The 19,874-nt window shown below is 68.1% G+C and carries 21 protein-coding genes; 13 read left to right on the top strand and 8 right to left on the bottom strand.

Annotated elements, in window-relative coordinates:
- The first annotated feature begins 2 nt into the window (after nucleotides 1-2).
- Nucleotides 3-818, top strand: coding sequence for a thiazole synthase (locus ACIQCM_RS04185; RefSeq protein ID WP_400603166.1), 816 nt, complete (start codon nucleotides 3-5; stop codon nucleotides 816-818).
- A 2-nt stretch (nucleotides 819-820) separates the two neighbouring features.
- Here the strand turns inward: ACIQCM_RS04185 and ACIQCM_RS04180 are convergent, their stop codons facing one another.
- The 3 genes from ACIQCM_RS04180 to ACIQCM_RS04170 all read right to left on the bottom strand — a co-directional run bounded on the left by ACIQCM_RS04180 (nucleotide 821) and on the right by ACIQCM_RS04170 (nucleotide 2,128).
- Nucleotides 821-1,123, bottom strand: coding sequence for a hypothetical protein (locus ACIQCM_RS04180; protein ID WP_400603167.1), 303 nt, complete (start codon nucleotides 1,121-1,123; stop codon nucleotides 821-823).
- 56 nt (nucleotides 1,124-1,179) lie between these two features.
- Nucleotides 1,180-1,404 (bottom strand): DUF3107 domain-containing protein, encoded by a 225-nt coding sequence (locus tag ACIQCM_RS04175; protein WP_400603168.1) that lies wholly within the window; start codon nucleotides 1,402-1,404, stop codon nucleotides 1,180-1,182.
- 61 nt (nucleotides 1,405-1,465) lie between these two features.
- Nucleotides 1,466-2,128 (bottom strand): TetR/AcrR family transcriptional regulator, encoded by a 663-nt coding sequence (locus ACIQCM_RS04170; protein WP_400603169.1) that lies wholly within the window; start codon nucleotides 2,126-2,128, stop codon nucleotides 1,466-1,468.
- An 84-nt stretch (nucleotides 2,129-2,212) separates the two neighbouring features.
- Here ACIQCM_RS04170 and moeB point away from each other — a divergent pair, with 84 nt between their 5' ends.
- On the top strand, nucleotides 2,213-3,412 hold the full coding sequence (gene moeB / locus ACIQCM_RS04165) for a molybdopterin-synthase adenylyltransferase MoeB (protein WP_400603170.1): 1,200 nt from the start codon (nucleotides 2,213-2,215) through the stop codon (nucleotides 3,410-3,412).
- A 169-nt stretch (nucleotides 3,413-3,581) separates the two neighbouring features.
- Here the strand turns inward: moeB and ACIQCM_RS04160 are convergent, their stop codons facing one another.
- The gene (locus ACIQCM_RS04160) at nucleotides 3,582-4,901 is read right to left on the bottom strand and encodes a glutamyl-tRNA reductase (RefSeq protein ID WP_400603171.1); all 1,320 of its coding nucleotides are present in this window, start codon (nucleotides 4,899-4,901) and stop codon (nucleotides 3,582-3,584) included.
- Between the two features lie 159 nt (nucleotides 4,902-5,060).
- On the opposite strand from ACIQCM_RS04160, the gene hemE reads away from it, so the two are divergent.
- The 10 genes from hemE (at nucleotide 5,061) to hemL (ending at nucleotide 15,648) form a co-directional block, all read left to right on the top strand.
- Nucleotides 5,061-6,155, top strand: a complete 1,095-nt coding sequence (hemE, locus tag ACIQCM_RS04155; RefSeq protein ID WP_400603172.1) for a uroporphyrinogen decarboxylase — start codon at nucleotides 5,061-5,063, stop codon at nucleotides 6,153-6,155.
- A 5-nt stretch (nucleotides 6,156-6,160) separates the two neighbouring features.
- Nucleotides 6,161-7,621 (top strand): protoporphyrinogen oxidase, encoded by a 1,461-nt coding sequence (gene hemG, locus ACIQCM_RS04150; RefSeq protein ID WP_400603173.1) that lies wholly within the window; start codon nucleotides 6,161-6,163, stop codon nucleotides 7,619-7,621.
- A gap of 65 nt (nucleotides 7,622-7,686) precedes the next feature.
- Complete coding sequence (locus ACIQCM_RS04145; RefSeq protein ID WP_400603174.1) at nucleotides 7,687-8,253, top strand: hypothetical protein; 567 nt, start codon at nucleotides 7,687-7,689, stop codon at nucleotides 8,251-8,253.
- A gap of 133 nt (nucleotides 8,254-8,386) precedes the next feature.
- Nucleotides 8,387-9,088 carry a hydrogen peroxide-dependent heme synthase gene (hemQ, locus tag ACIQCM_RS04140; RefSeq protein ID WP_400603175.1) on the top strand — a complete coding sequence of 234 codons (702 nt, stop codon included), beginning with the start codon at nucleotides 8,387-8,389 and terminating at the stop codon, nucleotides 9,086-9,088.
- Nucleotides 9,085-10,314, top strand: a complete 1,230-nt coding sequence (locus ACIQCM_RS04135; protein ID WP_400603176.1) for a ferrochelatase — start codon at nucleotides 9,085-9,087, stop codon at nucleotides 10,312-10,314. The genes hemQ and ACIQCM_RS04135 overlap by 4 nt, the downstream gene beginning before the upstream one ends.
- Nucleotides 10,311-11,309, top strand: a complete 999-nt coding sequence (gene hemC / locus ACIQCM_RS04130; RefSeq protein WP_400603177.1) for a hydroxymethylbilane synthase — start codon at nucleotides 10,311-10,313, stop codon at nucleotides 11,307-11,309. Before ACIQCM_RS04135 ends, hemC begins: the two co-directional genes overlap by 4 nt.
- 61 nt (nucleotides 11,310-11,370) lie before the next feature.
- The gene (locus ACIQCM_RS04125) at nucleotides 11,371-12,183 is read left to right on the top strand and encodes a uroporphyrinogen-III synthase (RefSeq protein ID WP_400603178.1); all 813 of its coding nucleotides are present in this window, start codon (nucleotides 11,371-11,373) and stop codon (nucleotides 12,181-12,183) included.
- 47 nt (nucleotides 12,184-12,230) lie between these two features.
- Nucleotides 12,231-13,214 (top strand): porphobilinogen synthase, encoded by a 984-nt coding sequence (hemB, locus tag ACIQCM_RS04120; protein ID WP_400603179.1) that lies wholly within the window; start codon nucleotides 12,231-12,233, stop codon nucleotides 13,212-13,214.
- Nucleotides 13,211-14,287, top strand: a complete 1,077-nt coding sequence (locus ACIQCM_RS04115; protein WP_400604239.1) for an LLM class flavin-dependent oxidoreductase — start codon at nucleotides 13,211-13,213, stop codon at nucleotides 14,285-14,287. The genes hemB and ACIQCM_RS04115 overlap by 4 nt, the downstream gene beginning before the upstream one ends.
- Nucleotides 14,288-14,316: 29 nt before the next feature.
- Nucleotides 14,317-15,648, top strand: a complete 1,332-nt coding sequence (hemL, locus tag ACIQCM_RS04110) for a glutamate-1-semialdehyde 2,1-aminomutase (protein ID WP_400603180.1) — start codon at nucleotides 14,317-14,319, stop codon at nucleotides 15,646-15,648.
- Between the two features lie 103 nt (nucleotides 15,649-15,751).
- On the opposite strand, the gene ACIQCM_RS04105 is transcribed toward hemL, so the two are convergent.
- The 4 genes from ACIQCM_RS04105 to ACIQCM_RS04090 form a co-directional block, all read right to left on the bottom strand.
- Entirely contained in the window at nucleotides 15,752-16,594 is an 843-nt protein-coding gene (locus ACIQCM_RS04105; protein WP_400603181.1) for a MetQ/NlpA family ABC transporter substrate-binding protein, read from the bottom strand.
- Nucleotides 16,595-16,659: 65 nt separating this feature from the next.
- Nucleotides 16,660-17,331 (bottom strand): methionine ABC transporter permease, encoded by a 672-nt coding sequence (locus ACIQCM_RS04100; RefSeq protein ID WP_400603182.1) that lies wholly within the window; start codon nucleotides 17,329-17,331, stop codon nucleotides 16,660-16,662.
- Nucleotides 17,328-18,368 (bottom strand): methionine ABC transporter ATP-binding protein, encoded by a 1,041-nt coding sequence (locus ACIQCM_RS04095; RefSeq protein WP_400603183.1) that lies wholly within the window; start codon nucleotides 18,366-18,368, stop codon nucleotides 17,328-17,330. The genes ACIQCM_RS04100 and ACIQCM_RS04095 overlap by 4 nt, the downstream gene beginning before the upstream one ends.
- Nucleotides 18,369-18,673: 305 nt before the next feature.
- A complete protein-coding gene (locus tag ACIQCM_RS04090) occupies nucleotides 18,674-19,384 on the bottom strand; it encodes a 3'-5' exonuclease (protein ID WP_400603184.1) in 711 nt (236 codons plus the stop codon).
- 63 nt (nucleotides 19,385-19,447) lie between these two features.
- Between ACIQCM_RS04090 and ACIQCM_RS04085 the strand changes: the two genes are divergently transcribed.
- Nucleotides 19,448-19,864, top strand: coding sequence for an MGMT family protein (locus ACIQCM_RS04085; protein ID WP_400603185.1), 417 nt, complete (start codon nucleotides 19,448-19,450; stop codon nucleotides 19,862-19,864).
- The last annotated feature ends 10 nt before the right edge of the window (nucleotides 19,865-19,874 follow it).

Here is a 19,874-nt window from a genome sequence, read left to right as displayed (position 1 = left end):
CCGTGACCGAAACAACCCGCCTGTCATCAGCCCTGGGAACAGCATCGGCTGACGGCCTGGTTATCGACGGCATACCGCTGCACTCACGGCTCATCATGGGGACAGGGGGAACGCCCAGCCTGGAGGGTCTCGGTGCCGCACTCCTGGCCTCCGGCACCGCACTGACAACCGTGGCCATGCGGCGCTATTCACCGGCCGAGACCGGCTCGCTGTTCCAGCTGCTCGTGGACCACGGGATCCGGGTGCTTCCCAATACGGCGGGCTGCTTCACGGCCCGGGATGCCGTCCTCACCGCCGAACTGGCCCGCGAGGCCCTGGAGACGGACTGGATCAAGCTGGAAGTCATTGCCGACGAGCAGACCCTCCTGCCGGATGCGGTGGAGCTCGTCGATGCCACGGAACAGTTGGTGGCCCGGGGCTTCAAGGTCTTCGCCTACACCAACGACGACCCCGTCCTGGCGCTGCGGCTGGAGAACCTCGGGGCCACCGCCGTGATGCCGCTGGGTGCCCCTATCGGAACGGGTCTGGGCATCCTGAACCCGCACAATATCGGGCTGATTGTTTCCCGCGCCTCCGTTCCCGTGGTGCTGGATGCCGGGATCGGTACGCCCTCCGACGCTGCGCTGGCCATGGAACTGGGGTGCGACGCGGTGCTGCTGGCGACAGCGGTGACGCGGGCACAGAACCCGGCGCTGATGGGTGCGGCCTTCAAACACGCGGTGGCTGCCGGCAGGATGGCCAGGATTGCGGGGCGTATACCGCGGCGCGAACATGCATTGGCGTCATCCGCCATGGAGGGCCGGGCCGAGTTCCTGTAACGCTAAAGGCGGAGGGCCGCGGTCAGGCGCTCGGTGTCCTGCCGGGCGCGCGTGCGGCCCAGGTAGGCCACCGCGGCGATGGCTGCGCCGGTTCCGAGAAGCACAGGAAGAACCCAAGGCAGCCAGGTCAAACCGGGCAGGTAGCCAAATCCTGCGGCCATGAGGATGGTCCAGGTCACCGATGCCACAGCAACGGCAACCCCCGCGGGGAGGCCGGCGCCGTACTTGGCATGTCGCTTGTCATTGGCCCACACAAGGAATCCTGCGGCAACCGCTGCGAGCACGACAATGGTGAGCGAGAGCATGGATCTCCTTTAACTTAAAGCCGCGGCGACCAGGCGGCCGCCGCGGGCAAAGGGTTCTAGAACTGGCCGAAACCTACGCGGCGGACTTCTTCGGCCCCGATTTCGACGTAGCCCAAGGCGTTTCCGGGAACGATGATCAGGCGGCCCTTGTCGTCCTTCAGGCGCAGTTCGCTGCCCGTGTTGATGGCTTCGCCGACGACCTTGGCCACGGAGTCTGCGTCCTCAGCGGACTCCAGTACGATTTCGCGGCCAACATTCTGCACGCCGATCTTAATTTCCACAGGGGCCTCCCAGCCGGTCAAATGTTCAGGGACCTCAACGAGGTGTTCTCTTATTTGTAGTCTAGGACTCTTTGGGGAAACGAGAGATTCCGCGCCAAGCTAAACGGTAAATGAGGTCACTGGCCACATCCAGGTCCAGATTCCCGTCCGTTTCCAGCCAGTAGCGTGCACTCACCTGGGCCATTCCGGCCAGGCCGCGGCCCAGCAGCTGGGCTTCCAGCTGAGGAAGCTTGGTGTCCTCTGCGATGACCCGGGCTATGGCATCCGCGAAGGTGCGGTTCAAAGTCTCCAGCCGGGAGCTGACATCGGCGTCATTAATAAGGTCGGATTCGAAAACAAGCCGGTGCGCCTGGTCATCGCTGGCGATAAACCGGAAGTAGGCGCGCATCACGGCCTGGACGCGCTCTTTGTTATCCGTGGTGGAGTTCAATGCTCCCAGCAGCAGCTCAGTCAGGGCCGCCAGGTGGCTGTCCAGAAGGGCAAGATAGAGCTCACGTTTGGACGGAAAATGCTGGTACAGGACCGGCTTGCTGACCCGCGCCGTCTCCGCGATTTCGTCCATGGCGGCCCCGTGGTAACCGTTGGCAACGAACACTTCCTGGGCTGCCGCCAGGAGCTGGGCACGGCGTTCATCCCGCGGCAGCCGTGCCGAGCGCTGGCCTGCGGGGCGGGTGACTGATTCCGGTGCTGCGGACGGGCGGTCTGCGCGTGCTTCTGGGACCACGGTTGTCCTTCTTTCCGTTGCGGTTACACCCACTTTACTGCGGGGTAATATGACCGGGCGGTATCCCGGGGCATACATTGAAGTATGGCCTCGTCTCTGACCGCAAATGTTGCAAATGTTTCCCTGGAACCCTTGGTGGAACCGGCAGGCGAACTCACACCGGCGGAAGTGGAGCGCTATTCGCGGCACCTCATCATTCCCGAGATAGGCGCGGTGGGGCAGCGGAGGCTCAAGAACGCCAAAGTATTGGTGATCGGTGCAGGCGGGCTGGGGTCCCCCGCATTGCTGTACCTCGCCGCGGCCGGGGTGGGAACACTGGGAATCATCGACGACGACACGGTGGAACTCAGCAACCTCCAGCGCCAGGTCATCCACGGCGTGGCGGATGTGGGACGCCCCAAGATCGAATCAGCGCGGGACGCGGTCCATGCCCTTAACCCGCTGGTGGAGGTCCGGCTGCACAAGGACCGCCTCGACGCGGCAAATGCGCTCGAACTGTTCGCCGGGTACGACCTGATCCTGGACGGTGCGGACAACTTTGCCACCCGCTACCTCGTCAACGACGCTGCCGTCATCCTGGGCAAGCCTTACGTCTGGGGTTCGATCTTCCGCTTCGACGGACAGGTGAGCGTCTTCTGGGAAAAACACGGGCCCACCTACCGCGACCTCTATCCCGAGGCGCCCCCGGCGGGTTCGGTACCCTCCTGCGGCGAGGGCGGCGTCTTCGGAATGCTGTGCGCGGCGGTGGGGTCGCTGATGGTGACGGAGGCCGTCAAACTGATTACCGGCGTCGGGCGTTCCCTGCTCGGGCGCGTCGCGCTCTTCGACGCCCTGGGCGGCAGCTGGCGCGAAATCCGTGTCGCGAAGGATCCCGCGGCGCCGCGCATCACCGAACTCACTGACTATGAGGCATTCTGCGGCCTTGCGCCGGAGCCGGAAACCGACACCGAGCACACCGTCACCGCGGCGCAGCTGGCCACCATGCTGGCCTCACGGAAGGCCGGACTGAAGGATTTTGAGCTGGTGGACGTCCGGGAGCCCGGGGAATACGACATCGTGCGGATCGACGGTTCTGTCCTGGTTCCGCAGGGCAGGATCCTCGCGGGGGAGGCCTGGCAGGAGATCCCGCAGGACAGGGACGTGGTGTTCCTGTGCAAGGGAGGCACCAGGTCCGGCAACGTACTCGCGGCAGCGCGGAAGGCGGGGTACCAGCGGGTGAGCCATCTCGACGGCGGCATCCTGGCCTGGGTGCGCGAAGTGGAACCGACCAAGCCGGTCTACTGAACGCCAGAACGCCCGCCCCGGACGCTCTCTCACTTAACGCGGCATATTGAAGGACGCTCTCTCACTTCTCCGGAGTTAGTGAGAGAGCGTTGCCGGAAATTGCGCAGGATGTGAGAGAGCGTTGCCGGAAATTGCGCAGGATGTGAGAGAGCGTTGCCGGGGAGGCAGGTCAGGCGCTTTCGCGGCCCTGGTGGTCCACCGGGCATTCGGCCAGCGGGGCCGCGGGTGCCGCAGGCTGTTCCACGGTGATCCCGTAGAGCGCTTCGAGGGCTGCGATGTAGTCGTCCTGCTGCCCGTTGGCGGCGAGTTCGCGGGCCCGGACCGTGGGCACGTGCAGCAGCTGCTTGACCATGCGGCGGAGCGCGAACTCCACTTCCTCGGCAGCGGCGGTGCAGCCGTGCCGGGCACGCACCTTTTCCATTTCGGCGTCCAGCACGTTCATGGTGTGGCGCCGGAGGGCAACGATGGCGGAGTCCATGGACCGCGCTTCGCGCTCCTGTTCGAACGCGTTGGCCGCTCCGGTGACAATGCCGCTGGCCTGGGCAAGGGATTCGGCCTGTTCCTGCGGCGCGGCGAGCCGTACGGACTCAAGGGTGAGCAGCTCCACGCCGTCCAGCTCGCCGACGGCGGGGTCGAAGTCGTGGGTGAGTGCCAGGTCAATGGCGATGAGCGGCTGCGGCGAGTTGGCGCGGACCTGTGCAAGTTCGCTGGCCTCGACGCGCGTATCAGATCCGCTGCAGCCGATCATGACATCCGCGGCGGCAACGGCGGGGTGCAGGGAGCCGGCGTCCAGGGCAGTGCCTCCGCGGGTGGCCACGAAACCTTCAGCGCGGCCGGAGGAGGAAAAAACGGAGATGTCGGTACAGCCACGTTCCCGCAGCAGCGCCATGGTGGCGCCGGCGTAGGCGCCGGTGCCAAACACGACTACCTTCTTGGTGGACCAGTCCGGGTTCTCGGACAGGTCCGTGGCCAGGTCCAGCGCGACGGAAACGATGGAGAGGCCACGGGAACCGAGGGCGGTCTGGGCGCCGACATCCTTGGCTGTCTTCGAAGCCGCCTGGAACAACCGGACCAGGCCGGAACTGGCGGTTCCCTCGTGCTGGGCCGTGATCAGGGCGCGGCGGACCTGCCCGGCGATTTCGCGTTCACCGACGACGGCGGAGTCCAGTCCTGCGCTTACGGCAAACAGGTGCTGGCTCACCTCGGGGCCGACGCGGGTGCTGAAGGAGCGCGACACCATGGTTTCGCTCAGTCCGCTGGCCTCGCTGATCTGCGCCACGAGCGCAGCGCGGGCGGCCTCCACGTCATCAGGGTTGGGGGCTTCGCCATAGATTTCGTACCGGTTGCAGGTGGCAAGGACAACGGCACCCGTCACTGCCGGCGATCCGGCCAGTGCGGATGTGGCAATCCCGGAGGAACCGTTGCTCAGGTGAGCAACAGTCTCAAGGTCGATGTCGGCGTGTGTAGCCACCAGAGAAAAAAGAACCACAGCAGACCAATCATAGCTTTTTCGCAGCACCGTAGAACAACTCCCTGGAGCGGCCGGGCGCCGGCCGCGGCTGTGATTCCTGCCACCCACCGCTTCGGGCCTGTGCCAATGACAGTCCGTCGTTATCTTTTGGGGCGGATTTTCGGCACAATCAGAGGCATGACTTCCAGCCCCGCCACCTCCGCTGCCGGCATGCTCGCCGCAGACCATCCGCTGATGGATGGCCGCACCGCGGACTCTCCGCTCATCACGGCTTACCGCGGCGGGAAGCCGTCCCGGCGCCCAGTCTGGTTCATGCGCCAGGCCGGCCGGTCGCTGCCGGAATACCTCAAGGTCCGGGAAGGCATCGCCATGCTGGACTCGTGCCTGCGGCCGGAACTCGCTTCTGAGATCACCCTCCAGCCGGTCCGCCGCCATGACGTGGACGCCGGGATCTTCTTCTCGGACATCGTCATCCCGTTGAAGCTCGCCGGCGTCGGCGTGGACATCGTCCCGGGCGTTGGCCCGGTGCTGGACAAGCCGGTGCGCACGGCCGCGGACGTCGCTGCCCTGCCACAGCTCACCTGGGAAGCCCTTGAACCCATCCGCGAAGCCGTCCGCCTCACGGTCGCCCAGCTGGGCAAGACGCCGCTGATCGGCTTTGCCGGCGCCCCCTTCACCCTGGCCGCCTACATGGTCGAGGGCAAGCCTTCCCGCGACCACCTGGGCCCGCGCACCATGATGCACGCTGATCCGGAGACCTGGACGGCCCTGGCCAACTGGGCGGCCGATGCCTCCGGAATGTTCCTGCAGGCCCAGCTCGAGGCCGGCGCCTCGGCAGGCCAGCTCTTCGACTCCTGGGCAGGCTCCCTGGGCCTGGCCGACTACACGCGGTTCGTTGCCCCCGCCTCGCGCCGCGCCCTGGACCATGTCCGCCACCTTGGCGCCCCGCTGATCCACTTTGGTACCGGCACCTCGGAGCTTCTGGTGGCCATGCGGGACGTGGGCGTTGACGTGGTGGGCGTGGACTACCGGCTCCCGCTGGATGAGGCCAACCGCCGCCTGGGCGGATCCAGCCCCCTGCAGGGAAACATCGACCCGGCACTCCTCTCCGCTCCGTGGGACGTCCTTGAAGCCCATGTCCGCGAGGTCATCGCGGCCGGCTCCTCGGCGCCCGGCCACGTCCTGAACCTGGGCCACGGCGTCCCGCCGGAAACCGACCCCGACGTCCTCACACGGGTGGTCAGCCTCATCCACTCCATCTCACCCGAGTAACAGCGATGGACGGCACCCCGGCCCCCCAGGCTGCATCCGCCCCGGCACTTGTGGTGGGCGGCGGGATCTCCGGCCTGCTGTCCGCGCGGGAACTATCCGCCGCCGGGCATGCCGTCACGGTCCTGGAAGCCTCCGAGCGCTGGGGCGGCTGCGTGGGCAGCCACACGCTCGCCGGCCTCACCCTGGACAGCGGCGCCGAGTCGTTCGCCACCCGAACGGATGCGGTGTCCGGCCTGATTGCCGAACTCGGGCTGGCCGGCAGCGTCGTGGCCCCGCGCCCCGGAGGCGCCTGGGTGCAGTTGCCGGAAGGGCCGCGTGAACTGCCGCGGACCGGCGTCCTGGGCATTCCCGCCAATCCGTGGGAGCCGGAGGTCCGCCGTTCGCTGGGCCTCGCGGGCTCGCTGCGCGCCACCCTGGATCGGTTCCTGCCCGCTTCAATCGGCGGGGCGGCGGAGGTCACCAGCGTCTCGGACCTGGTAAGGACCCGCATGGGTTCCCGTGTGCTGGAGCGCCTGGTGGCGCCCGTGGTGGGTGGCGTCCACTCGGCCGATCCCGGGATGCTCGACGTCGACATGGTGGCGCCCGGGCTTCGTGCGGGCCTGCGGAAGCACGGTTCCCTCGCTGCCGCGGTTTCCGCCCAGCGCCGGGGCGCGGCCGGAGTTGCCGGGCCGGACGCTGCGCGGACGTCTCCGGCAAAGGCGGGTTCCGCCGTGGCCGGCCTGGAAGGCGGCATGCATACCCTGGTCTCCGCGCTCGTGTCCGACCTCCGTTCCCGGGGTGTCCGGCTCCTGGCCGGGACGGCCGCCACAGCCGTTGCGCGCACCCCGGAGGGATGGCGCGTCACCGCAGGAGGAAAAACGTACGACGCCGGCCTGCTGGCGGTCGCGGTGGAAGGTCCCGCCGCCGTCGGGCTGCTTGAGGGCGCGGTACCGGGGATTTCCGGCACCGCCCCGCTGTCCGGGCCGGACGTGAGGCTGGTCACGCTGGTGCTGGACAAGCCCCGGCTCGACGCCCGCCCGCGCGGCACCGGCGTCCTGGTGGCCCCGCAGACCCCCGGCATCGAAGCGAAGGCGCTGACGCACGCCACCGGCAAATGGGACTGGCTCGCTGCGGCCGCGGGGCCCGGCCGGCACGTGGTCCGGCTCTCCTACGGCAGGGTGGACGGCCTTGGCCGGCAGGGTGACGGTCCGGCCACGGAGGAGGATCTACTTGAAGCCGCCCTCCGGGACGCGGCCAACCTGCTGGGCATGCCGCTCTCCCGCGCCGACGTAGTGGACTGGGACGTGGTCCGGTGGCAGGGCTCCCTTCCCTTCGCCGCAGTGGGTCACCGCGCCCGGGTGTCCGTTATCCGCGGGGCGTGCGGCGCTGCCGGGGGCCTTGCGCTGGTGGGCGGCTGGGTTGCCGGAAACGGCCTGGCCGCGGTGGTGGCGGACACCAGGGAGCAGATCCGCCGGCTCGCCGCCTGAATTTCCTTCTTTCCCGGGACTTCCGAATAGCCAGCAATGAGCGCGTATGGCTAGGGTCGATGACTATGACTCAACACAGGTCCGCACCCGCACAGCTGCGGACCGGTATCCATGGGGGAGTTGGGCGCGGCGCCGCAGCCGCGGCCATCGGCGCGGTGCTGGTCTTCGCCGCCGGCGCACCGGCAGCGAAGGGCACCCTGATCCCCGTCCCCACCGTTCCGGCCACACCGCCGGGCGGACTCATCCAGCCGCCCCTCGGCATCGTCATGCCGCCCAGGCCTGCCCCCACGGCGGATAGTCCGGCAGCCCCGGCCCCGGTCCCGGCTCCCACAACGCCTGCGACTGTCCCTGGTTCCGGAACCGCCGCTCCTTCCGCCGCTCCTGCGGTGGCCCCGGCAGCTTCGGCCGACACGTCCGCTGCCGCCGTGCGTCCCGCCAGCGCGGCAGCCACCCGGGAAAGCGGCACTGCGGAAGCCGCAGCGGGGGCCAACAAGGCCGCCCCGGAGCGCGGCCGGGACGGCGCGGCGGGGCAGGCGCCCAACCTGGTGCTCGCAGGGTCCGGCCTGGCCCTCCTGGCCGTCGCCGCAGCAGCCGGCGTGGCGTACGCGAGGCTTCGCGGTGCGCAGCCGTGAGCCGCGCCTGCCGGAGGCGGGGGCCGAGGCAAAACGTCGGGCAGACCCCGCATGGAAGTGATCTTCATCACTTCTACGCCTTGTAGAAGTTCTGGGTTTCGGCTTGGCGCATTTAAGGGGCAAACTGGTAACCATGAGCCACACTTCTGCCGAATCTGTCACTAAAACCGAAGAATCAGCCGAGCAGTTCTTCACCCTTTGGACGGTCTTCAAGCGCTCCGAAACGGTTGCCCGCAGCGCCCAGGCGGCCGCCGACTTTGAAGCCCTCCTGGAACGGCTCGCCGAGGGTGGCGTGACGCACCGCGGCAGCTACGACGTCTCCGCCATGCGCGCCGACGCGGACGTCATGGTGTGGCTCCATGGCCCCAGGCCGGAGGCCCTGCAACAGGCCATCCGCGACATCCGCCGCAGCACCCTCTTCGCGGGCACTGACATCGTGTGGTCCGCCATGGGCGTGCACCGTGAGGCGGAATTCGCCAAGAACCACACCCCGGCCTTCTCCCGCGGAGTCGCGCCCGCCGAGTGGCTGTGCGTCTACCCGTTCGTCCGTTCCTACGAGTGGTACATCCTTCCCGAAGCCGAGCGTGGCAAGATGCTCCGCGACCACGGCCTGCTGGGCCGCGATTTCCCGCAGGTCATCTCCAACACCGTGTCCTCCTTCGCCCTGGGCGACTGGGAATGGATCCTGGGCCTCGAGGCTCCCGAACTGGTGGACCTGGTTGACCTGATGCGCCACCTGCGCGCCACCGAGGCCCGCAACCATGTCCGCGAAGAGATTCCGTTCTACACCGGACGCCGCATCTCCGCCGCGGAGATCGCCGAGGTTCTGGCATGACCCCCGTCAACCCCGTCACCGAGGCCGGCCGGATGGCTCCCAAGCAGTATGACGCCGTGCTGCTTGCCTCCTTCGGCGGGCCGGAGGGCCAGGAGGACGTCATTCCCTTCCTCCGCAACGTCACCCGCGGCCGCGGCATCCCGGACGAGCGGCTCGAGGAAGTGTCGCACCACTACCGCGCCAATGGCGGCATCAGCCCCATCAACCAGCAGAACCGCGAACTCAAGGCAGCCATGGAGGCGGAGCTCGCCGCCCGCGGCATCGACCTTCCGGTGCTGTGGGGCAACCGCAACTGGGACCCTTACATTCCGCAGACCCTCCAGGACGCATACGACGCCGGGCACCGCCGACTGCTGATGGTCACCACGAGCGCCTACTCCTGTTACTCCAGCTGCCGCCAGTACCGCGAGGACATCGGCATGGCCCTGACCGAGACGGGCCTGGACGGACGCCTGGAAGTGGATAAGGTCCGCCAGTACTTCGACCACCCCGGATTCGTGGAGCCCTTCGTGGAAGGCACCGCCGCCGGGCTGGCCGAGGTCCGTGCCAAGCTGGCTGAGGCCGGCACCCCGGCTGCTCCCGTCCAGATCCTCTTCGCCACGCACTCCATCCCCACCCGGGATGCCGAAGCTGCAGGCAAGTCCGACGCAGAGCCCCGCGAATTCGAGGAGGGCTCCGCTTACGTGGCGCAGCATCTGGCCACCGGCGCCGCCGTTATGGCCCGGGTGGAGGAGGAGTCCGGCCTCACCGCACCGTGGTCGCTGGTGTACCAGTCCCGCTCCGGCGCCCCGCACGTGCCCTGGCTCGAGCCGGACATCAATGACGCCATCGAGGAACTGGCCGGCAAGGGCATCAAGGGCATTGTCATCGTGCCGCTCGGTTTCGTCAGCGACCACATGGAGGTTGTCTGGGACCTGGACACCGAAGCGCTCGAAACCTGTGCCAACCTGGGCCTCGCCGCCACCCGCGTTCCCACCCCCGGAACGCACCGCAGGTTCGTCCAGGGCATCGTGGACCTGATTTCCGAGCGGACCGTGGACCACAACATCAGCGACCGTCCGGCAGTGACGGGCCTGGGCCCCTGGTACGACGTTTGCCGCCCCGGCTGCTGCGCCAACTTCCGCGGCGAAAAGCCCACCATTGCGGGTGCGGACACCACTGTGGGGACAGGACACGACCCCTACCCCGCGGGGTCCGAGACAGCGGCGGGAGCCACGCAGCAGTGACGGTCAGGATCGGCACCCGCGCGAGCAAGCTCGCCCTCACCCAGACGCAGCACACTGCCGACCAACTGGCCGCAGTGGGCGGGTTCCCCGTGGAACTGGTCCACATCAGGACCGACGGCGACGTCCTCACCGGCCCGCTGTCCCAGATGGGCGGCACCGGCGTCTTCGTGGCCGCGCTCCGCGACGCCCTGCTGCGTCATGAATGTGACGTTGCCGTGCATTCCCTGAAGGACCTTCCCACCGGGGCAGCCGTGGGGCTCAGCCTGGCGGCAACGCCCCGCCGCGTTGACGTCCGGGACGTGCTCTGCGCGCGGGACGGGCTGAAACTGGCAGACCTCCCCGCCGGCGCGACGGTGGGCACCGGTTCGCCCCGCCGTGCCGCCCAGCTCAGGGTTGCCCGGCCGGACCTGCAGATCCTGGACATCCGCGGCAACGTGGACACCCGCCTGGGCCGGGTTCCCGGACTTCCGGGCAACAGCACGGACCAGGTTGTTCCCGGTAAATCCTGCGACCTTGACGCCGTGGTGCTCGCCGCCGCGGGCCTGGAGCGGATCAACAGGCTGGACGCGGTCAGCGAATTCCTGGAAACCGACGTCATGCTGCCCGCCGCGGGCCAAGGTTCCCTGGCCCTCGAATGCCGGACCGCCGACGCGCCGCGGAAGGCCGGTTCCACGGAAGGTTCCCAGGCTGTCCTGGCCCAGGCACTGGCGGCACTGGACGACGCCGACACCCGGCTCGCCGTGACAGCCGAGCGCGCCCTGCTGGCCCGCCTGGAAGCAGGCTGCGCCGCACCGGTGGGCGCCTATGCCTACCGCAAGGGCAGCATGCTCCATCTTGAAGCCGTGGTCTGCGCGGTGGACGGCACGGCAACGGTCCGGGACAAGCGGGCCACTGACGGACTCACCGAGGTCGGTGCAACCCTCCTGGGCATCGAACTGGCCGAGGCGCTGCTGGCTGCCGGCGCCGCGGACATCGCCGACCTCCAGGCTTCCTGACGCGGCGATGGAGGAGCCTTTCGGTGGATCCGCGCCCGGCACACCGCTGAACGGTGCCCGGGTGCTGATCACCCGGAGTCCGGAGCGTGCGCAGCCGCTCGCCGCAGCGCTGCAGGAGGCCGGTGCGACACCGTTGCTGCTGCCCCTCATCGACTTCGAGCGTGCACCGGACCAGCACGCCCTCGATGTCGCCTGCGACGCCCTCAGCGCCGGTGCCTATGGCTGGCTGGTCGTGTCCAGCGCCACCACCGTCCATGCCCTCGCGGGCAAGGCGCGTGAACGCGGGCTGACCCTGCACCGGCTGGTACCGGCCGGCACCAGGATCGCCGCAATCGGCCCGGCCACCCGCCGCCAACTCGAGTCCGAGGGCCTGCGGGCGGACCTGGTCCCGGCCTGCGGGCAGTCCGCCGCAGGCCTCCTGGAAGTATGGCCTGGCGGCGGCACCGTACTCCTGCCGCAGGCGGACATCGCCGCGCCGTTCCTGGCCGAAGGGCTCTCGGCCGCCGGCAGCACCGTCACGGCCGTGACCGCCTACAGTACGGTGGAGTACCCGGCGGCCGCCGAACGCAGGCTCGCCGTCGGGACGGAGGCCGGGGCAGGCGGGGATGCGCCGCCGTCGTACGTCCTGCTGACTCCGGAAGGGGCGCGCGCCGAACTTGCCGCCGGCCGTATCGACGCAGCCCTCGCAGCGTCACCCAGCGCCGTCCGGCGCCTCGCGGAACTGCTGCCCGACGGCGCGTGCCGGCTGGTGGTGATCGGGCGGTCGACGGCGGAACAGGCGGCCGCACTTGACCTCCGGGTTGCAGGGGTGGCGGCTGAGCCCACCCCCGCCGGGCTGGTCGCCGCGGTAGCACGCGCCCTCAACCCGCCCTGACGCCACCGCGCCCCAGCCACCGATCCCACCATGTGAAGGACAGGACCATGAGCTTCCCCAACCAACGCCCCCGCCGCCTGCGCACCACACCGGCCATGCGGCGCCTCACCGCTGAAACCCGGTTGGCGCCTGCCGAGCTGATCCTGCCGGCGTTCATCCGCGAAGGACTCACGGAACCCCACCCCATCAGTTCCATGCCCGGCGTTGTGCAGCACACGACCGGCACACTCAAGCGGGCCGCCGCCGAAGCCGTGGAACTCGGCCTGGGAGGCATCATGCTGTTCGGAATTCCGGAAACCAGGGATGCCGAAGGGTCGGCATCCCTGGACCCGGACGGCGTGCTGAACATGGCAATCCGAGACGTCCGGGCCGAGGTCGGCGATGACCTGGTGATCATGAGCGACGTCTGCCTCGACGAATTCACTGACCACGGGCACTGCGGGGTGCTCGACTCGAACGGGTACGTGGACAATGACCGCACCGTGGAAATCTACGCGCAGATGGCCGTGGCACAGGCAGACGCGGGGGCGCACATGCTGGGCCCGTCCGGCATGATGGACGGCCAGATCGCCGCGATCCGCAGGGCGCTGGACGCTGCGGGGCACGTCAACACTTCCGTCATTGCCTACGCAGCCAAATACGCGTCCGCATTCTACGGGCCCTTCCGGGAAGCCGTGGATTCCCAGCTCACCGGCGACCGGCGCACCTACCAGATGGATGCCGGCAACCGCACCGAAGCGCTGCGCGAGGTGGAACTCGACCTTGCCGAAGGTGCGGACATCGTGATGGTGAAACCGGCCATGAGCTACCTGGACATCGTTGCCGACGTCGCGGCCATGAGCCCGGTGCCGGTGGCCGCCTACCAGATCTCCGGCGAGTACGCGATGATCGAGGCGGCTGCGGCCAACGGCTGGATCGACCGCCGGGCGGCAATCACCGAATCCGTGCTGGGAATCCGCCGTGCCGGCGCCGGCATGGTCCTCACCTATTGGGCCGCCGAGCTGGCCGGCTGGCTGAAGGAGTCCCGCTGAGCGCCGCGCCGGCCCCGGGCCCCACGGCACCCGTGGGCGGGGACCGGATCCTCCTGGGCCTGAACACCTTCGGCGACGTGGGGGAGAACCCCGGCGGCACCCCGCAGCACCACGCCCAGGTGCTGCGGCAGGTGCTGGAACAGGCGGAACTGGCGGACGCCGTCGGGCTTCACGCCTTTGGCGTTGGGGAGCACCACCGCAAGGACTACGCCATCTCGGCCCCCGAAGTGTTCCTGGCGGCCGCTGCGGCCCGGACGCAGCAAATCCGGCTGGGATCGGCCGTCACCGTGCTGAGCTCCGATGATCCCATCCGGGTCTTCCAGCGGTTCGCCACCGTGGACGCCATCTCCAACGGCCGTGCCGAAGTGATGCTGGGGCGCGGATCGTTCGTGGAGTCCTTCCCGCTGTTCGGGCTGGACCTGGCGGATTATGAGGTCCTGTTCGAGGAGAAGCTGGAGCTGTTTGACAAGGTCCGCGCGCAGAAACCCGTGCACTGGGAGGGCCGCACCAGGCCCTCCCTAAATGGATTGAGCGTGTACCCGCCCCTGGAACACCACCTGCTGCCGGCATGGATAGGCGTGGGCGGAACGCCCGAGTCCGTGCTGCGTTGCGCCCAGTATGGCTATCCGATCATTTTCGCCATCATCGGAGGGCAGCCTGCCGCGTTCGCTCCGTTGGCCGGCCTCTACCGCGAGGCGATGGCCAAGTACGGGCACGCCCCGCAGCAGGTGGCCACGCATTCTCCCGGCCACGTGGCGGACTCGGACCAGCAGGCCCGCGAGGAGTTCTTCCCGCACTGGCTCAAGGTGCGGAACCGGCTTGGTGCCGAGCGCGGGTGGGGTCCCGCGGGCCGGCCGGAATTCGACGCCCTCTGCTCACCCGAGGGGGCGCTGTACGTCGGCTCGCCGGAGACGGTGGCCCGCAAGATCGCCTCGCTGAAAAAGAACCTTGGCGTGGATCGGTTCGACCTCAAGTACAGCAGCGGCCCGCTTCCGCATTCCGCGATGATGCGCTCCATCGAGCTGATGGGGACCGCCGTGGCACCCCGCGTGGCTGAACTGCTCGGCCAGTGACCGGCCGGCCAACTGAGAGAATAGGGACCATGACTTCCAGCACCACTCGTAACGAGGCACTCTTCGACCGCGCGCGGCAACTCATGCCCGGCGGCGTCAACTCTCCCGTGCGGGCCTTCGGCTCCGTGGGCGGAACTCCGCGGTTCATGGTCTCGGCCAAGGGCGCCTACCTGACCGATGCCGACGGCAATGAATACGTTGACCTGGTCTGCTCCTGGGGTCCCGCCTTGTTGGGCCATGCGCACCCGGCCGTCCTCGAGGCCGTGCACGCCGCGGTGGATCGGGGCCTGTCCTTCGGCGCTTCCACGCCGGACGAGGCCAATCTGGCCGCCATCGTCCAGGAGCGGGTGCCGGCTGTAGAACGGCTGCGGATGGTGTCCACCGGCACCGAAGCCACCATGACCGCAGTTCGCCTGGCCCGCGGGTTTACGGGCCGGAACCTGATCATCAAGTTCGCCGGCTGCTACCACGGCCACCTGGACGGCCTGCTGGCCTCCGCCGGGTCCGGCGTGGCAACCCTCGCCCTGCCCGGTTCCGCAGGCGTCACCGCGGCGACCGCCGCAGAGACGCTGGTGCTGCCCTACAACGACCTCGCCGCCGTGGAGGCAGCCTTTGCCGCCCACGGGCAGGACATTGCGGCCGTCATCACCGAGGCTGCGCCCGCCAACATGGGCGTGGTTACCCCGGCCGAAGGGTTCAACCTGGGGCTGTCACGGATCACGCGCGAACACGGCGCCCTGCTCATCATGGACGAGGTCCTCACCGGCTTCCGGACCGGCTACTCCGGCTACTGGGGGCTCACCGGCGGCGCCCCGGACGCCGCGGATCCCTGGACGCCGGACCTGCTCACCTTCGGAAAGGTCATCGGCGGCGGTATGCCGACGGCGGCACTCGGCGGGCGGGCCGACGTCATGGATTACCTCGCCCCCACCGGGCCGGTCTACCAGGCGGGCACGCTGTCCGGAAACCCGGTGGCCATGGCCGCGGGCGTGGCCACCCTGACCCACGCCACGCGGGACGTGTACGAGGCCATCGACGCCCGTTCCCTGGAACTGTCCTCAGCGCTGTCCTCCGCGCTGGACGCGGCCGGCGTGGACCACTCCATCCAGTTCGCCGGCAACCTGTTCTCCGTGGCGTTCGGCACTTCGGCACGCGGCGTCCACAACTACGCCGACGCCCAGGCCCAGGAGGCCTTCCGGTACGCCCCGTTCTTCCACTCCATGCTGGACGCTGGCGTCTACCTGCCGCCGTCGGTCTTCGAAGCCTGGTTCCTGTCCGCAGCGCACGACGACGCCGCGATGAACCGGATCCTCGACGCCCTGCCGGCCGCTGCGAAGGCGGCGGCTGCAGCGCAAGGTTAGGCCCGGCGTCGTACGTTAACGAAAAATCCCCGCCTCCCGGACCATTCCCCGCCGCATTCGCGGGGGAAACGTCCAGGTGGCGGGGATTTTGGTCCCGGCTGCCTTAGAAGGCGGGGGTCACGTCACCGTTCGGCCATTCCTTCTCGATGAAGGCCTTGACCTCGGGGGAGTGCAGGAGCTCTTCCAGCTTCTGGATGCGCGCATCCTCGGCGGAATCCTCGCGCCAGGCCAGGAAGTTGGCGTAGGGGTTGCCCTCCACGGACTCCACGGCGAGGGCGTCCTCGGTGCTGAGGCCGGCCTTGAGGATGAAGTTGCCGTTGATCAGGGCCAGGTCCACGGAGGGATCCTTGAGGTCGTTGATCAGCAGTTCAGGCTGGTTCTCGGAGAACTCCAGGTTCTTGAAGTTCTGCTCGTCCGTCAGGGTCAGGACGGCGGAGTCATCCTCGATGTCCTTGACCAGGCCGGCAACTTCCAGGACCTTCAGCGCGCGGACCTGGTTGGAAGGGTCGTTGGTGATGGCCACCTTGGCGCCGTCCTTGATGTCCTTGATGTCCGTGGCCTTCTCCGAGAACGCGGCGTAGGGCTCGATGTGGACGCCTTCGCCGTGGCCGAACTTGTAGCCCTTGGTCTCCACCTGGTCTTCGAACCAGGGAAGGTGCTGGTAGAAGTTGGCATCGAGGGAACCGTCGCTCAGGGCCGTGTTGGGGGTCTGATAGTCCTCGATTTCCTTGATCTCGAGCTTCAGGCCGGCCTTGGGGGCAAGATCCTCGTTGACGAACTCAAGGATCTTGGCGTGGGGCACGGGGCTGGCGCCGACGGTGAGGGTTGCCGGGTTGGCCGGGTCAAGGGTAGCAACATCGGCGCTGGGGGTGGAAGAACCACCGCACGCAGCCAGCGTCAGCGCAGTGACGACGCCCGTGGCCAGGAGGGAGAGTTTCTTACGCATGGGATGCGTTCCTTTCAACTGCTGAATGGGAATGTGGGGCCGGAGAAGCCTCTTGGCGGTCCGGCTTAGCGGTGGTCCAGGCGCCTGGAGATCCATTCGCCCAGGACCTGGATGACCTGGACCAGGACGATGATGAGGACGATCGTGACCATCATGACGGTGACGTCGAAGCGCTGGAAACCGTAGTTGTAGGCCAGCTTGCCCAGGCCGCCGCCTCCCACCAGCCCGGCCATGGCCGAGTAGCCCACCAGGGTGACCACGGTGGTGGTGGTGGCTGCTACCAGTGCGGGAAGCGACTCGGGCAGCATCACCTTGTTGATGACCTGCATCCGGGTGGAGCCCATGACCTGGGCGGCGTCGATCTTGCCATGGTGGACGTCACGCAATGCGGTTTCCACCAGGCGGGCGAAGAAGGGGATGGTCCCGATGGACAGGGAAACCGATGCCGCCACGGGCCCCAGGCTGGTTCCGGTCAGTAGCCGCGCCAGCGGGATCAGCGCCACCATGAGGATGGCGAACGGGATGGACCGGGTGATGTTGACCACCACGTCGCTCATGATCCGGTTGGCCACCGGCATGGGCCGCAGGCCGCCGGGAGCGGTGGCATGCAGGAAGACGCCCAGGGGCAGGCCCACCAGGACCGTGAAGAAGGCGGAAATGCCCACCATCTGCAGGGTTTCCACGATCGCCTCAGGCAGGGCTTTGGCCAGGACCGGGTTGCTGAAAAGTTCGTTCACAGGAGTTCTCCCGCCTGGCTGGCGACGCCGGTGTTATCGTCACCCGGGGCTGCTGCCCTGACGCCGATGCCGCGTTCGGTGAGGTAGGCCATGACCGCGTCGCGGTCCGCCTCCCGGGCAAGCTGGACGCGGAGGTGGCCAAACTGTTGCCCGCCCAGGGTTTCCACGCTGCCGGCCAGGACATTGAGGTCGATATCAAAATGCCGTGCGACGCCGGTGAGCACGGGTTCCCGCGCGCTCTCGCCGGAGAAGAGGATTTCCAGGACCGGGCCGCCCTGGAGTGCGCCCTTCAGGGGTTCGGCCGCAGGGAGCGGCAGCAGCGCCTTGGCCAGGCGGCTTTCCAGGTTTCCGGCCACCTCCTCCAGGGCGCCGTGTTCCACGATGCGGCCCTTGGCCAGGAGGGAGACGGAGTTGCAGACGCGCTTCACCACGTTCATCTCGTGGGTGATGATGAGTACGGTGAGCTGCAGCCGGGTGGTGAGGTCCTGGATGAGGTCCAGGATCTCGTCCGTGGTGGCGGGATCAAGGGCCGAGGTGGGTTCGTCACAGAGCAGGACGTCCGGGTCCGCGGCGAGGGCGCGGGCAATACCTACGCGCTGGCGCTGGCCTCCGGAGAGCTGGGACGGGTAGGCGTTCTCGAAGCCGGCGAGCCCTACAAGCGACAGCAGTTCGGTCACGCGGGCGCGGATCCTGTCCTTGGGGGTCTTGACCAATTCCAGCGGATGGGCCACGTTACCGGCGGCCGTGCGTGAGTCCATCAGGTTGGCGTGCTGGAATACCATGCCGATGCGGCGGCGGGCCGCACGGATTTCCGAGTCTTTGACCGAGCTGAGCTCGGTGCCGTCGATGCTGACCGATCCTGACGTGGGGCGGTCAAGCAGCGTGAGGCAGCGAACAAGGGTCGACTTGCCGGCGCCGGAGTGGCCGATGATTCCGTGGATCGAGCCTTTGGGAACCGAAAGCGAGACGCCGTCGAGGGCCACCACTTCCTTTTTCCCTTGGCGGTAGACCTTGCGCAGGTCAGTAACAGTGATCATTTATCCTCAGGAGATTGGCATGGGGCGGCGGCATAGCACAGGCGCCCGTTTGAACTTAATTATGTCAGCGGGGGTTCGGCGCCGTCACTTCTGCTGGATATTTTGCCAGTATCGCATTATCCCGAATATCGTTTCGCTCTTCGATGTGCTTGCAGTCCGCGCTGCGGTCGGGCAGACATTTCGGGGAAGGCGCGGTTGGTGCACCCGGCCGTGTGGTTCGCGCGTCAGGGTGTGATCCTGGTCCCAGCCCGGCTGTCCGGGCCAACACGATCCCGCGGTGCCCGGCGCAGGCCCCGGCATGCCGGCTAGAAGCCTCCGGTTGTGGCGTCCTGCGGGGGAAGGACGGGCCAGTCGCCTTCGATGACGGCCGTGGGTTTGGTCTTTCGCAGGTACCCTTGGAAGTCTTCGGCCTGGCTCACGGCCCAGTCCACTTGAAGCTGGTGAAGCTGGCCGGCGGGCATGACGAGCTTGGGAAACTTGCCGGCCATGGCATCCAGGACCTTCAAGGTTGCCAGCGCATCCGCCGCGGAGGTGTGGGCGTTGTCCAGCACCACGCCATACTCCTCGCACAGCGCTGTCAGAGTCCGCTTGCCCTTGCGGTACCGGTCTACCTGCTTGTTCATGATGTACGGGTCCAGGACCGGAAAGCGGGTGAGCTGCGGAACGCCGTAGCGGGCGGATTCCGCCGCCAGGACCGTGAAGTCGTAGCTGGCGTTGAACGCGATGACGGGGACGCCGGCGTCGAAAAGGTCCTGCAGGACTGTTGCCAACTCGCGGGTGACTTCGTGGGCGGGGCGGCCCTGGCTGCGGGCCTGCTCTGTGGTGACGCCGTGGACGTCGCTGGCTTCCGCAGGGATCTCCACTCCGGGATTCGCCAGCCACTCATGCTCCGCCACGAGCTCGCCGTGCTGGTCCACCACCGTGACGGACGCCGTCACGATCCGTGCCGCGCGGGAATTGCGCCCGGTGGTCTCGAGATCGAATGCCGCGCGGGGGAGGGTGTTCCAGGTGCTCATGCTCCAACGCTATCGGGAGCGTCCGACAATCCGGCTGAACGCCACTGCGGCTACATTGGATCAATGCGGAGTGACTACGTGGAGGCGGTCCTGGCCGTCGTCGACCTGGTCCCGGCAGGCTCCGCCGTATCGTACGGCGACGTTGCAGAACTTCTGGGTTGCGGCGGCCCCCGCCAAGTGGGCGCCGTGATGAGCCACTTCGGCAGCACGGTGCCATGGTGGCGCGTTGTGACGGCCAGCGGCCACGCGCCCGCAGCGCACGGGGCCCGGGCGCTGCAGCACTATCTCGAGGAGGGAACGGCGTTGCGCGGGGACTACGCCGGATACCTGCGGACCGGTGAGGGGAACTGGCGCGTGGACCTGGCGGCCGCGCGCTGGGCGCCCAGCGAGGCGGATTTCCGGAGGATTGACGCAGTGATCCGGGATCGGCCGGTGCCGCTGCCGGAATTGTCAGTAGCTGATGATGGAATGTCCGGGTGACATTAACTGC

Origin of the sequence: Pseudarthrobacter sp. NPDC092439, assembly GCF_044754945.1 — a bacterium.
GTDB lineage: Bacteria > Actinomycetota > Actinomycetes > Actinomycetales > Micrococcaceae > Arthrobacter.
The sequence above is the reverse complement of the archived record's forward strand: the minus strand, read 5'-3'. Positions and strand labels throughout refer to the sequence as shown.